Here is a 12,977-nt window from a genome sequence, read left to right as displayed (position 1 = left end):
GTGTAGCAGATTTCTCAGAGGGTTTTCGCCATTTTACTTGCGGTTGGACGAGCGCGTCGCGTTGGCACGGAAGATTCGACCGGACGTGCCGGTGTTAGTTTCGAAGTGCGCGCCGCCGTCTTAACATTGCGGGGCAGCTATTGGCCCCTAGCGTCGTTTGCCGCGCAGTGCCGGCGTGGACGCAAACGGAGCATTGCGGACATCGACCGGCGGCTCCGCCCGATGCGATTCGACGTGAATGACCCGCTGTGGACATTGCCATACTTCTGAGGTGACTTTATCCGCTGACCCCCATAGTTCAGCCGAGGAGAATTGTCGGGTCTCGCGACGACCGGATGTCAGAGTTCGCCTTAGCCGAAACCAGATATGCTCTGAGCGGCGAGGTCAATATCGCCTGTCAAGTGATGGGTGAAGGACCTATCGACATCATCATGGTTCTTGGTGGGTTCTCGCACGTCGATTTTCAGCACGAAACGTCCGGATATACGGCATTCTTGCAGCGGCTTTCAGCCTTTGCGCGTGTCACTACATTCGACAAAAGGGGCGACGGACTATCCGACCGGATTCCGCTGCTCCTTCCCTTGAGCAACGCATGGACGACGTTCGCGCCATCATGGATACAACAATTGGCGCATCACAAGCGGTGATCATGGGGAATTCCGAAGGCAGCGCGATGAGCGCACTGTTTGCAGCCACCTATCCTGCGCGGGTATCGCGGCTGGTGATTTTCGGCGGCTTCCGGGTCGCGAGCAGTTGGCGAATGTGATCCAACACGGGGCGATAATTCAGCTTCTTCGCTGCCTGCGGGCCTTCCTCGCAAAGGTCACCCGCGAGCGCGAGGACCTTGCCGACCGTCGCGCCCAGCATTGTCTTCACAGTTGGGTAGTTGCTCCGTATCCACGCAGAAAGAGCAAACCCAGAGCCGGTGGCGCCGCCTACGTCGATCAGGGCGACTTCAATACAGTGTTTCCCGCCTTCGAGGCATTCACGTGCCTCATCGTGTTGAGTTGCTTCCATCACGCGATAGCCGCACTCACGAAGGTACTCCGCCAGCGGATGGCGCACGAGCACGTCCTGCTCGACGATCAATACAGTTGTTGCTTGCATGCTTACTACAGCGCCGGGCCGAGCATCTCCGCGATCAGCATCGCGATCTGCCTGGGATCGTAGGGCTTGCTGATGAACCTACCTACGCGGCTCGCTGCGCTCTCCAATTCTGTGCTTCCAGAGGCAACGAGGATAAGGAGCATCGGTTGCATGACGCGGACCTTCCCAGCCAACTCCAGACCATCAAGGGTTCCGGGCATCCGGATATCGGTTATCAGCGCGTCAATCCGCTCGCCTGATGAGATGTAGTCCATCGCGTCATCGGCGGTCCTCGCCTCAATAACCTCAAACCCCGCGCCTCGAAGCTGCTCAGCTACGTCAAATCGGATGAACCATTCGTCCTCCACGAACAAAACCCTGATCCGTTCGCTCTTTTGCTGCGCTTGGGGGACCATCGTTGGCTCCTCGGATGCTGGTCAGCCAACCTACAGAGGGGCGCAACGTTCCAAGCCATTGAGTTCTTTTGCTAATTTGGCGTCGTGGCGGGAACATTCTCGGCCGACCGCCGACCTACAGCGGCGGTTGATGACTGCTTATGGCCCGTTGCGACAGCTCGTTATGCCCATCTCGTCGTTGCTCTGTTGACATCAGTGTTTCGTGGGCCATTGTTCCCGATTCCAATGTTTGCTTTGTTGATCGCCATGGGCACTGTTCGAGAAGTAAAAGGCGATTTTCCGCGGGCTGAGGGCGAAGCTGCCGCACTCATCCGGTCTTTCGACTGGTCCAGCACCAGCTTGGGACCAATCGTTGGGTGGCCAACGCACCTCAGGAGCGCGGTGAGCCTTATGCTGCCGGCCAAAGCACAAATCGTGCTGTTTTGGGGAGCCGAATTTGTCGCTCTCTACAACGACGCCTATGCTCCTACGATAGGTCAGAAGCATCCAAAGGCACTTGGGCGACCAGCACGCGATAATTGGGCCGAGCTGTGGGACGATTTAGGACCGCTTCTCAGGCGCGTCCTCGACACCGGCGAAACAGTCTTCGCGAAGGACCGCCCCTTCTACATTGAGCGGCACGGCTACCCAGAGACAGTTTATTTCGACATCTCGTATTCTCCAGTTCAGAACGAGGCTGGCGAAACTGGCGGTGTACTCTGCATCGTTAGTGAGACTACCGAACGTGTAATTGCGCAAGAACGCCAACGGTTGCTCGCTCGGGAGGCAAACCATCGCGTGAAGAACATGTTTGCCGTTTTCCATGGCATCATAAGTCTGAGCGCTCGGTCAGCCAGAACTCCGCAAGAGATGGCTCAATCGTTACGAGGCCGTCTCGACGCTCTAATGCAGGCCAAGGACCTAATCCGTCCTGGAATCATGGGTACGGAGGCGCATAGCGAGCGAACGACGGTGGGAGACGTGGTGCGAACGGTCTTGCGGCCGTATGAAGATGACGCGTCCAGCGAACGCATCATGGTAAGAGGACCAGCTGTCCCCGTGGGTGCTATGGCCGTTACAAGCCTCGCACTCGCGCTGCATGAAACCACTACGAATGCGGCCAAGTATGGGGCGTTGTCGGAACCAACCGGTTCAATAAACATCGCATGGGACACGCAAGGCGGGGACTTGCATCTTGAATGGGAAGAGACAGGCGGCCCAGTGATTGTTGCTGCGCCTTCGGCAAAGGGTTTTGGGAGTGTGCTTGCGGAGCGCAGCATTGCCGCTCAACTGGGCGGCAAGGTGGAATATGATTGGTTACCGAGCGGGCTCAGGTTAAGGGTTTCGATTCCTTTGGATCGTCTTGCAGTCTGATTGCGGGGATAGTCTGTTTCGGGCTACTTGACGCCGCTCCTCCAATAGCGCCGACAGAATAACTGTTGGTGGTCTCATTCACTTTGGAACGTCGGCAGTTGGCCCATCGCGACATCTTGCGTTGCCGCACGAACTTGGTCGCTATCGGGGCAAAGCGGACGTAGAGTCACGCCGACGGTTTTATGGGTACACAGCCCTAGCTAGAAAATCGTCATGCCCGGGCTTGACCCGGGCATCCATCGACCAAGGAGAATCTTGCGAAGCAAGCTGGATGGCCGGGTCAAGCCCGGCCACGACGAGTGCGTGAGCACTACGCCTTCAGCTCCACCGTCTTGAACTCGGCCGGCAGGATCACTTCCAGCAGTTCGACGTCGTCGGAATAGTCCAGGATCATGTGCCGGATGCGCGGCGGCTGGGTCCAGGCACTGCCTTGCTGCATCAGCGTCTCGCCCTCGCCTTCCATGTAGGTCTTCACCCAGCCCTTGAGCACATAGACCATCTGGAAGTCGACATCGTGGAAGTGCAGCTTCGACACTTCATCGGGATTGCACGGTCCCTGCAGCCGGATGACATGTGCCTGCGCGAGGCCATGCGACGCGGCTGATATGCCGAGGTCGCGGTACTTGGCGTAGGCGCGCAGCCCGTCGGCCTTGAAGTCCTCTTCGCGGTGATGGCTGATCGCGACGCGCTGCTTCGGCCACGCCTTGGCTGCGGCTTTCGGCGCGCTCTTCTTGGCCGCCGGGACGCGGCCTTTCGACTTGATGGTCTTGCGCGCGGACGATTTCGCGGACGTCTTCTTGGCGCCTGCGCCAAGCCCCGACCATTTCTTCTTCACCGCGGTCTTGGCTGCCGATCTTGATGCCGTCTTCTTGGCCATTGTTTCGCCTCCCGTCTTTTTGTGACGGAGAGAGGCTAACACAAGTCGCGCGCCGCGAGGCGAGCAAAGGCGCAGAGCCGCGCCCTGCTACGTTTGCTGATCAATGCAGCCGGAACACGCCGTCGACGGCACGCAGCTCGGCCGGCTTAACCAGCTTGGAATGCGCCACCGTCACCGAAAACAGCGGGCCTTCGAGCTTCGCCTGCCAGAACGCGAGGAAATCCTGCAGCGCCGGAAATTTCGGAAACAGGTCGTAGTTCTGCCAGACATAGGTCTGCAGCAACGAGGGGTGATCCGGCATCCGATAGAGGATTTGCGCCGTCGTCAGCCCGTACCCCAGCAACTGCTTCCGGAAATCGTCGGAAACAACCCCACCAACTCGCGAGACCATGCCAACCTCCTGTGACGGAGCGCATTCACGTGGTGGCCGACCTCCCCCGCCGGACCACCGGCAATGGATGCGCTCACATGAGAGAAATGTGACGCACGCGACTAACCCATCTCAAGCCTAAATGTTTAATAGGTTGTTGAAATTTCTTGCGTTGGCAGCAGCTTACCGCATCTGCTAATAGCCCCGGCAACCCCTCTTGGGCGGCATTAAGGATGCCGAAATGATCTCGGCATCCTCTTGGCAGGCGGTACTCACGAGTGCCAATTTTTCTGCTAGAGGCACTTGCCCGCCGCCAAGGCTTGGCCTATCTCCTGCCCAACCAGTCTGGCACTCGCTGGACTGGACTGCTAACTCTCCAAAAATCTAGAGCATCTACAAATGTTTAGGAGGACTGCATGAAATTCCGTCCGCTTCACGACCGCGTCGTGGTCAAGCGTATCGACGCCGAAGAGAAGACCGCTGGCGGCATCATCATTCCGGACAGTGCCAAGGAAAAGCCCTCCCAGGGCGAAGTCATCGCCGTTGGCCCGGGCGGCCGCGATGAAGCTGGCAAGCTGATCCCGATCGACGTCAAGGTCGGCGACCGCGTCCTGTTCGGCAAGTGGTCGGGCACCGAGGTCAAGATCGACGGCGAAGACCTGCTGATCATGAAGGAAAGCGACATCATGGGCGTGCTCGACGTCCCCGCTTCCAAGAAGAAGGCGGCCTAAGCGCCTCCCTCCCTCCCAGGTTAAATCTCTCAAGGAAAAACTCAGATGGCAGCTAAAGAAGTCAAATTCTCCGTCGAGGCGCGCGACAAGATGCTGCGCGGCGTCGACGTTCTCGCCAACGCGGTGAAGGTCACCCTCGGTCCGAAGGGCCGCAACGTGGTGCTCGAGAAGTCGTTCGGCGCTCCCCGCATCACCAAGGACGGCGTCACCGTCGCCAAGGAGATCGAGCTCGACGACAAGTTCGAGAACATGGGCGCCCAGATGGTGCGCGAAGTCGCCTCCAAGTCCGCTGACGCGGCCGGCGACGGCACCACCACGGCAACCGTGCTCGCCCAGGCGATCGTGAAGGAAGGCGCCAAGTCGGTCGCCGCCGGCATGAACCCGATGGACCTGAAGCGCGGTATCGACCTCGCGGTCGAAGCCGTCGTTGCGGACCTCCAGAAGAACTCGAAGAAGGTCACCTCGAACGAGGAGATCGCCCAGGTCGGCACCATTTCGGCCAATGGCGATGCCGAGATCGGCAAGTTCCTCGCCGACGCCATGAAGAAGGTCGGCAACGAGGGCGTGATCACGGTCGAGGAAGCCAAGTCGCTCGAGACCGAGCTCGACGTCGTCGAGGGCATGCAGTTCGACCGCGGCTACATCTCGCCCTACTTCGTCACCAACGCCGACAAGATGCGCGTTGAGATGGACGACGCCTACATCCTGATCAACGAGAAGAAGCTCTCCTCGCTGAACGAGCTGCTGCCGCTGCTCGAGGCCGTGGTGCAGACCGGCAAGCCGCTGGTCATCGTCGCCGAGGACGTCGAAGGCGAAGCTCTCGCCACTCTCGTCGTCAACCGCCTGCGTGGCGGCCTGAAGGTCGCGGCCGTCAAGGCTCCGGGCTTCGGCGATCGCCGCAAGGCCATGCTGCAGGACATCGCGATCCTGACCGGCGGCCAGGCCATCTCGGAAGACCTCGGCATCAAGCTCGAGAACGTCACGCTGCAGATGCTCGGTCGCGCCAAGAAGGTGATGATCGACAAGGAGAACACCACGATCGTCAACGGTGCCGGCAAGAAGGCCGACATCGACGCCCGCGTTGCCCAGATCAAGGCGCAGATCGAGGAGACCACCTCGGACTACGACCGTGAGAAGCTGCAGGAGCGTCTCGCCAAGCTCGCGGGCGGCGTCGCGGTGATCCGCGTCGGCGGCGCGACCGAGGTCGAGGTGAAGGAGCGCAAGGATCGCGTTGATGACGCGATGCATGCGACCCGTGCGGCTGTCGAGGAAGGCATCGTCCCGGGCGGCGGCGTCGCCCTGCTCCGTGCCTCCGAGCAGCTCAAGGGCCTGCGCACCAAGAACGACGACCAGAAGACCGGCGTCGAGATCGTGCGCAAGGCGCTGTCGGCTCCCGCTCGCCAGATCGCGATCAACGCCGGTGAAGACGGTTCGGTCATCGTCGGCAAGATCCTGGAGAACAAGACCTACAATTACGGCTTCGACTCCCAGACCGGCGACTATGCCGACCTCGTCAAGAAGGGCATCATCGACCCGACCAAGGTCGTGCGCACCGCGATCCAGAACGCTGCCTCGGTTGCCGCGCTCCTGATCACCACGGAAGCGATGGTTGCCGAGCTGCCGAAGAAGAACGCCGGCGGCCCCGCGATGCCTCCGGGCGGCGGCATGGGCGGCATGGACTTCTAAGCGACGAAGTCGTCCCGGACGCGGTGCAGCGCGAAGCGGTGCACCGCAGAGCCGGGATCTCGCTCAACGACAACGAAATCGGGATAGGGGGGAGCCTCGCAGCCCCTCCCCTCCCACACCACCGTACATACGGGTCCGTATACGGCGGTTCGCTGGATTAAGCGGCAAGAGTTGTTCTGTTGCCGCCGTAGTTTGGGTGTCAGCAATCGTCGCGCCAGCTTCGACTCCTCTGATCAGCGTCAGTCAGGGTTTCACCCCTTCCCGCCGTTCCGAGGCCAGTTGCCCGGAATTCAGTCGCATGGCCGATGCGATATCGCTGCATCTACTCGTCACTTCCAGCGTTCAGGCCTTCGGCGAAACTCGTTCCGCCTACTATGCCCTCTGCTGACTTCTGCACTGCGGTCAGATCGCCTTACGACGACCTCAGTCTCGTTGCCGAGACGCAGCGCAGATCTCCCGAGGTAAGATCGACCGCCTTCGCCGCACGCCCGCCGGATTTACCACCCCGGCCCCGATGACCGTGGACTTCGCGATCACGTGCTCGCTCGTCCGGCCGGGTAGGCCTCGTTTATCCGGTTTTTGTCCATCGGGCCGCGGCTTTGCTCCACGCTTCCTTCAGACCCCACCTCGCGATGACGCCCTTGCGCTTCGCTAATCCTTCACCGTCATCAGGCTGGATAGAGGACTTCCACCTCCAAGCTGCCGGTCATGCTCGGCACACACGCAAAACCCCGGCAGCGATGCCGGGGTTTTTGTTTGGGGCAGGCTCGCCGGGCGACTTACCGCAGCGCGGCCAATGCGAATACTTCCACAACCTCGCGCTGATGCAAGCGCCTCACATTGCTCACGGCATGCAGGTTATGCACAACACTCTCCGTAAACATACGTTGGTCTGAGTTGACAATTTCAAAAAAAATTTCGTGCGAGAGTCGCAAACCGAACCGACAGCGTCATCTTCGTCCCCCACAGTAGCTTCGGGACAAGATCGAAGTTCACTCCAACAATCTGAATTGAGCACGGAGCGTCAGCTCCCGTGACGCGGGCAAGCGTTGCGGAGAATGCTTTCACTTGCGAGGGAGGCAGTGCAGTGAGCGAAAGCGACAAGGTTTTCAGCCGAGCCGCCTGAAGAAGCGGCGTTGAAGTCACATCGAGGATTCGTTCAAGGAGGGACCTGGCCGGTTGGAAGAAGCCCAGTGACGAGAGCATGCAGCCCCCACTGCCCGATGCTCCGTCAACCGCCGCAGGTGCGCGATGCCCCCCAACTACCCCGCGCACCGGTCAGGCCAATCCAACCGGCCGGACTATTCTGCAAGGCAACAGGCAAAAAGCAAAAGGCAATATGGGAGGGAGGCGCTCATGGGCATGGTGATGGTCAGATGTCCGCAAACCGGGCACGCGATTTCCACCGGAATCAAGACCGATCGCGAGAGCTTTCGACGCAGTACCGTGTTCTTCTCGCGCACGCCCTGTCCATTTTGCCGCGCGGATCACGCCTGGTTTGCGCGGGACGCCTGGGTCGATGAGCCGAGCATCCGCGTGCGGCGGCGCCGCGGCGGCGGTTCACCGGCCTGAAATGGCCACCACTTTTGACGACCGCGATGGAGGGACACCATGGCGCAGGTACAGATCTCGACCGAAACATCTGCCTGGCTGCTGCAGGCCAAGGACTTTCTCGATGAAGCACGACGGCTGAAGCCCGGTCCGAAGCGCAATGAGTTGCGCGAGACCGCAAAGGTGCTGCGTGAGATTGCGGAGCTCGAAAGGGTATCCTCCCCGACGCGGGAGCTTGATCGGCGGCCGGGAAGCTGATCGCAGCAGGGAACGCGCTCACACGGCGTCGTCAGCCTCGATTTCCGGGATACCCGGATCGTTAGCCGGCGCCATTCCTCGCGTTCGAACCCTGTCGCCCGAGAAGATCTCCTCGGCCTCGATACGCATGACGCGATGGCATTCGCACGCCGCCGCCAATAGCCGCGCCCGGTCGATCTCGATCTGGCCTCGTTGATCTGACCTGATCGCACCGCGCTTGCGCAGATTGCCCATCAGCAAGGTCACCGTCGTTCGTCGCACGCCGAGGATTTGCGACAGCGCTTGCTGGGTCAGCGGGAGGACGTCGCTGTCGACGCGGTCGCGAAGCTGAAGCAGCCAGCGCGCCATCCGCGCCTCGACCGGGTGGAGCGCATTGCAAGCGGAGCCGAGCTGAAACTGGATCAGCATCGATCTGACGTGCTTCTGGATTGCCTGCCGAATCCCCGGACTGCGCCCGAAAGCGGCGTGAAAGCGCGCCGCCGGAACCCGCGAGGCGGTACCAGCCGCACGAACGACGGCGGTAATGCCTGACGGCGAGGCTCCGAGAACCGAAAGACTGCCCACGGCCCCGTCGCATCCGACCACGCCGGTTGCGACCGTCTGCCCATCCGCCATGTCGATCATCAACAGGATCGCGCCGCTGTGAGGAAAGAAGACGTGGTCGATCTCGTCACCGGCGCGCGCCAGGACTGCATCCTGTTCGAGCGCAACGGTCTCAAGTTCGGGTCTCAGGAGGTCCAGATCCGCCGGCGACAATGTCGCGAGAAGGCGATTACAAGTTCCACCGGAAATGCTCACCTGCGGGAACGTCAAGGGTCGCACAGCATACTCACTCGAACACGGGATCAAAAACATATTCCAAACGCTTGACCGCAAGGCGGAATTCTCCGCGGCGGCGTCCTTAAAGTTAGATGCAAATGCGCCGCCGGACGCAATAGCAAAATGCGCATCGTTACACCGTAGAACTTCGGGAACCCAACAGTTCCAGTTTCGCATCGCTCGCGCCGCGCGCCAGATCCGACCCTTCTCTTTCACCATCTGCGCGGGCGTGGGCGGACGCGGTGCGACCGCGCCGCCGCTGCGGCACCCGTCAAGACGCGCGCGAGTGGCGGTCCGGCCACCGATGCGCCTGCGTGAGCAGTTCCTGCGCGTCCTTGATCTCGGCGAGATCAAGCGCCGGATCGAAACCGGCGAGCACCGGCGCCAGCAATTGAGATATCTCCTCTGCGCGGCCGCTGCGGCTGTAAAGACGTGCAAGTCCCAGCGCGCTGCGCAGCTCGAACGTCCTGGTCTGCTGCCTTCGAGCAATCTCGAGGGCACGACGGAAGGCATCCTCGGCGCTGGACATGTCGGGGCTGTGACGATGCGACAGCAGCCCAGCCTGCACGCGGTACAGCTCGGCATCCAGCCAGTGCTGCCCGGACTGCTCCGTCGCCTCGATCAACTCATTGATGATGTCGAGCCCGGCATCGACATGCCCGGCCTCCGCATTCGCCACGGCAATCTGCAATCCCCAGAACGGTTCACAGAGGTAGCAGTCGTTCTCGTGAAGCAACGACCAGCCACGCTGCATCTCCGCGAGACCTGCGGCGCGGTCGCCGGCACGCCACTTCTCCAGACCGTTGAGATAGGTGCCGGCGGCGACATACAACGGCATCGTGTGGTCGCGCGCCAGGCCCAGGGCCAGGATCGTCTCGGTCTGACGCAACCTGCTGCCGCACAGCCCGTCGAAGACGGCCTTGTGAACCAGCGCATTGGCGCGCGCGAGCGCGCGCTGTTTCCCGGCGACGTCCACCGCGGCGCCCGCGAGCTGCCGGGCCCGATCGATCTCGCCGCGCGGCCAAAGCACCAGGGCGAGAAATCTCATGATGACGAACGGCAAGTCGAGCGTCGACGCCTTGAAGGTTGCCGGATCCGGCTCGGTCGCATAGGCCGCGAAGGCCTGCTCGAGATGGATGCCCGCGTTCAGGTACTCGCCCGCGAACCAGCAGGTTACCCCGCTGGTCCAGCGCGCGACGACGCTCGCCACCGGCGACTGCGGGTGCCGCTCCGCTGCGCCCATGATCGCCTCCGCCAACTCCCGCATCGGCGCGAGCTCGCCGTGGGTCAAGCAGGCGTTGAAGAGGCCCGACTGGATCGGCGCCATTTCGATCGGATCATCGATATCGGAGGCGAACTGCCGGGCGCGGGTCCAGGCGGCGACCGTCTCGGGGGCGCTGTGCCCGAGACTGCCCCGTAGCGCGCGGCCGTAGGCGATTTGCAGATGGAGCCGGCCGATCATCCGATCCGGCTCGTCGGGCAGTTCATCGGCGATGGCGACCGCCTTGCCGAGATGCGCGATCGCCTCGCAATAGGCCGAGCGCTTCAGCGCCTGCTGACCGGCCTTGCGCCACCACGCCAGCGCGGTCTCGCCGAGCCCTGCCTCGGTGAAATGGTAGGCGACGACTTCCGGCTCGATCTCGGCCATCTCGGCAAACTTGTCGCGCAACACATCGCCGATATGCTTGTGAAGCAATTGCCGGCGGCTCTTGAGCAAGCTCTCGTAAGCCGCTTCCTGGACCAACGCGTGCTTGAAGCTGTAGCTTGCGTCCGGCGGCACGCCCCGGCGCAGCAGCAGCTCGGCCTCTTCGAGCTGGGCAAGCGCCGCGGCAAGCGTCAGATCGTCGCGCCCTGCCACGCTGCGCAGCAGCGCATATGAGAACTCACGGCCGATCGCGGCACCGATCTGCGCCACCTCCTTGACCGGCGCCAGCCGGTCGAGCCGTGCCATCAGCGAGTCCTGCAGCGTTGCCGGGATCGCCAGCGGCGGCAGCGGATTGTCGAGGCGATAGCGCCCGGCATTCTCGACCAGCAGCCCCGACTCCATGACCATCTTGGTCAGCTCCTCGACGAACAGCGGGACACCGTCCGTCCGCTCGACGATCTGCGCCATCATCTCGCCGGGCAGCAACCGGCCGACGGTCACCTGCTCGATCAGCGCGCGCGTATCCTGCCGGTCGAGCCGATCGAGCCGCAGCAGGCTGACATTGGCGAGCCCCGCCCATGGCGGCTCGAACTCCGGCCTGAACGTCATGAGCATCAGGATCGGCAGCCCCCTGATCCGGTCGACCGCGAGGTCGAGCAGCTCGAGCGACGTGGCATCGGCCCAATGCACGTCTTCGCAGACGACAAGCACCGGCTGCTGCCGGGCGAGGCCCTCGAGCTGGTCGAGCAGCGCTGCGAATGTCTGCCGCCGCTGCTGCGCCGGGCTGAGGCCGAGCGGCGGATAGCGCTCGCCGGTCGGGATCGACAGCAGCGCTGCGATCAGCGGTGTCACGGTGGGCACGTGCTGCGTGCCGAGCGCCAGCATGGCTTCGAGCTTGTCCAGCTTCTGCTCCGGCGCATCTTCCGACCTGATGCCGGCGGCACGCTCGAGCTGGCCGACAAAGGGGTGCAGCGCGCTGTTGGTGTGATAGGGCGAGCATTGATACCGCACACGGCGGTGTGTTCCGGGCGCCAGGCTGTCGGAGAGCATCGCCACGATGCGCGATTTGCCGATACCCGCTTCGCCCGATATCAGCACGGCCTGGCCCTGGCCCTGCCACGCCAGTTGCTGGCGCGACAGCGCAAATTCGATCTCCGCCTTGCGGCCGACGAAGCCGATCGAGCGCGCGGTGCGCACCGCCTCGAAACGGCTTTCCGATGCCGGCTCGCCTTCGACGGCCCACACCGCGATCGGCTCGGAGATGCCCTTGACCTCGCGGCGGCCGAGGTTGCGCAGCGTGAACAAATTGCCGAGCAGCCGGCGGGTCGAGGCCGCCACGACGACCACGCCCGGCTCCGCCAGGCTTTGCAGCCGCGCGGCGATGTTCGGCGCATCGCCGACCAGCGCCTGCTCCTCCGACGCGCCGCCGGAGACGAGGTCGCCGACCACGACGAGCCCGCTCGCGATTGCGATCCGCACCGCAACCCCCTCGTCCGCGCGGGTCTCGAGCTTGCCGATTGCGGCGATGACGTCGAGGCCGGCGCGCACCGCGCGCTCCGCATCATCCTCGTGGGCGCGGGGATAGCCGAAATAAGCAAGGATCCCATCGCCGATAAATCTGGCAACGGCGCCGTCATATGTCGTGATCACCTGCGCGCAGGCCGCGCGATAGGCGCGGATCACCTCCCACATGTCCTCGGGATCGAGACGTGCCGATAACGCCGTCGAGCCGACCAGGTCGCAGAACATCACGGTGAGGTGGCGGCGCTCGGCATCGTGCGGTGAAACCGGCGCGGCGATCAGTTCGGCTTGATTGAGATCGGCGATCGCGCGCAGCATCTTGCGGCGATGGCCGAGCAGGACGCCGAGCCTGTCGAAGTCTTCATCCGTCAGTTCGGGAAGAACGCCGAGGTCGATCCCGTTCTCGGCAAAACGCAGCGCGTATTGCCCAAGTCCCAGCTTCTCGAGCCATTCCGCAATCTGCTGCACTGGCTTCACCGACGGGTTGACGGCTGGCCGAATGGACCACGGTGCATGAACGTTATCGCAATCTGACCGGAGTGGCACCTCTGTTTTGCGGCGTGACGCAGGAGATGCGAATTGTGCAGTGGCGGTGCCCGGTTACAGCCGTCTGCACGCTAACATTCGTACGAGTGCCGGCGGTCCGTCCCGGCGAAAAAATCGA

The 12,977-nt window shown here is 62.4% G+C and carries 12 protein-coding genes; 6 read left to right on the top strand and 6 right to left on the bottom strand.

Features of this window, described 5'->3' with window-relative positions:
* Positions 1-335 precede the first annotated feature (335 nt).
* Positions 336-647, top strand: a complete 312-nt coding sequence (locus J2R80_RS23740) for a hypothetical protein (RefSeq protein ID WP_076830221.1) — start codon at positions 336-338, stop codon at positions 645-647.
* 49 nt (positions 648-696) lie between these two features.
* Here the strand turns inward: J2R80_RS23740 and J2R80_RS23735 are convergent, their stop codons facing one another.
* Both J2R80_RS23735 and J2R80_RS23730 read right to left on the bottom strand, forming a co-directional pair.
* Positions 697-1,107: a response regulator gene (locus J2R80_RS23735; protein WP_076830224.1), complete on the bottom strand. Its 411-nt coding sequence runs from the start codon at positions 1,105-1,107 to the stop codon at positions 697-699.
* 5 nt (positions 1,108-1,112) lie between these two features.
* The gene (locus tag J2R80_RS23730) at positions 1,113-1,502 is read right to left on the bottom strand and encodes a response regulator (protein WP_076830227.1); all 390 of its coding nucleotides are present in this window, start codon (positions 1,500-1,502) and stop codon (positions 1,113-1,115) included.
* Positions 1,503-1,892: 390 nt separating this feature from the next.
* Here J2R80_RS23730 and J2R80_RS23725 point away from each other — a divergent pair, with 390 nt between their 5' ends.
* Positions 1,893-2,855 (top strand): HWE histidine kinase domain-containing protein, encoded by a 963-nt coding sequence (locus J2R80_RS23725; protein WP_244558904.1) that lies wholly within the window; start codon positions 1,893-1,895, stop codon positions 2,853-2,855.
* Between the two features lie 310 nt (positions 2,856-3,165).
* Here the strand turns inward: J2R80_RS23725 and J2R80_RS23720 are convergent, their stop codons facing one another.
* Together J2R80_RS23720 and J2R80_RS23715 are read right to left on the bottom strand one after the other, a co-directional pair.
* Positions 3,166-3,732, bottom strand: a complete 567-nt coding sequence (locus J2R80_RS23720) for a cupin domain-containing protein (RefSeq protein ID WP_076830233.1) — start codon at positions 3,730-3,732, stop codon at positions 3,166-3,168.
* A 100-nt stretch (positions 3,733-3,832) separates the two neighbouring features.
* Positions 3,833-4,123, bottom strand: coding sequence for an usg protein (locus J2R80_RS23715; RefSeq protein WP_026192965.1), 291 nt, complete (start codon positions 4,121-4,123; stop codon positions 3,833-3,835).
* Between the two features lie 395 nt (positions 4,124-4,518).
* Between J2R80_RS23715 and groES the strand changes: the two genes are divergently transcribed.
* From groES to J2R80_RS23695, 4 genes are all read left to right on the top strand, one after another.
* Positions 4,519-4,833: a co-chaperone GroES gene (groES, locus tag J2R80_RS23710; RefSeq protein ID WP_021077770.1), complete on the top strand. Its 315-nt coding sequence runs from the start codon at positions 4,519-4,521 to the stop codon at positions 4,831-4,833.
* 45 nt (positions 4,834-4,878) lie between these two features.
* Complete coding sequence (groL, locus tag J2R80_RS23705; RefSeq protein WP_076830236.1) at positions 4,879-6,519, top strand: chaperonin GroEL; 1,641 nt, start codon at positions 4,879-4,881, stop codon at positions 6,517-6,519.
* 1,356 nt (positions 6,520-7,875) lie between these two features.
* Entirely contained in the window at positions 7,876-8,091 is a 216-nt protein-coding gene (locus tag J2R80_RS23700; RefSeq protein WP_028352345.1) for a hypothetical protein, read from the top strand.
* Between the two features lie 39 nt (positions 8,092-8,130).
* Complete coding sequence (locus J2R80_RS23695) at positions 8,131-8,328, top strand: hypothetical protein (protein WP_057018449.1); 198 nt, start codon at positions 8,131-8,133, stop codon at positions 8,326-8,328.
* A gap of 18 nt (positions 8,329-8,346) precedes the next feature.
* Here J2R80_RS23695 and J2R80_RS23690 read toward each other — a convergent pair whose 3' ends face one another.
* Together J2R80_RS23690 and J2R80_RS23685 are read right to left on the bottom strand one after the other, a co-directional pair.
* Positions 8,347-9,084 carry a Crp/Fnr family transcriptional regulator gene (locus tag J2R80_RS23690; protein ID WP_083715044.1) on the bottom strand — a complete coding sequence of 246 codons (738 nt, stop codon included), beginning with the start codon at positions 9,082-9,084 and terminating at the stop codon, positions 8,347-8,349.
* 334 nt (positions 9,085-9,418) lie between these two features.
* Positions 9,419-12,781 carry an adenylate/guanylate cyclase domain-containing protein gene (locus tag J2R80_RS23685; protein ID WP_253639488.1) on the bottom strand — a complete coding sequence of 1,121 codons (3,363 nt, stop codon included), beginning with the start codon at positions 12,779-12,781 and terminating at the stop codon, positions 9,419-9,421.
* Positions 12,782-12,977 lie beyond the last annotated feature (196 nt).

Origin of the sequence: Bradyrhizobium sp. USDA 4541 (genome assembly GCF_024171085.1) — a bacterium.
Taxonomy (GTDB): Bacteria; Pseudomonadota; Alphaproteobacteria; order Rhizobiales; family Xanthobacteraceae; genus Bradyrhizobium; species Bradyrhizobium australafricanum.
Note: the sequence above shows the minus strand (reverse complement) of the source record. Positions and strands in the feature narration are given on the sequence as shown.

Excerpts from the sequence above, each read along its gene's own strand:
- J2R80_RS23735 (WP_076830224.1), bottom strand. The coding sequence starts at position 1,107 with ATGCAAGCAACAACTGTATTGATCGTCGAGCAGGACGTGCTCGTGCGC.
- J2R80_RS23725 (WP_244558904.1), top strand. The coding sequence starts at position 1,893 with ATGCTGCCGGCCAAAGCACAAATCGTGCTGTTTTGGGGAGCCGAATTT.
- J2R80_RS23740 (WP_076830221.1), top strand. The coding sequence starts at position 336 with ATGTCAGAGTTCGCCTTAGCCGAAACCAGATATGCTCTGAGCGGCGAG.
- J2R80_RS23720 (WP_076830233.1), bottom strand. The coding sequence starts at position 3,732 with ATGGCCAAGAAGACGGCATCAAGATCGGCAGCCAAGACCGCGGTGAAG.
- J2R80_RS23730 (WP_076830227.1), bottom strand. The coding sequence starts at position 1,502 with ATGGTCCCCCAAGCGCAGCAAAAGAGCGAACGGATCAGGGTTTTGTTC.
- J2R80_RS23700 (WP_028352345.1), top strand. The coding sequence starts at position 7,876 with ATGGGCATGGTGATGGTCAGATGTCCGCAAACCGGGCACGCGATTTCC.
- groL (WP_076830236.1), top strand. The coding sequence starts at position 4,879 with ATGGCAGCTAAAGAAGTCAAATTCTCCGTCGAGGCGCGCGACAAGATG.
- groES (WP_021077770.1), top strand. The coding sequence starts at position 4,519 with ATGAAATTCCGTCCGCTTCACGACCGCGTCGTGGTCAAGCGTATCGAC.
- J2R80_RS23715 (WP_026192965.1), bottom strand. The coding sequence starts at position 4,123 with ATGGTCTCGCGAGTTGGTGGGGTTGTTTCCGACGATTTCCGGAAGCAG.
- J2R80_RS23695 (WP_057018449.1), top strand. The coding sequence starts at position 8,131 with ATGGCGCAGGTACAGATCTCGACCGAAACATCTGCCTGGCTGCTGCAG.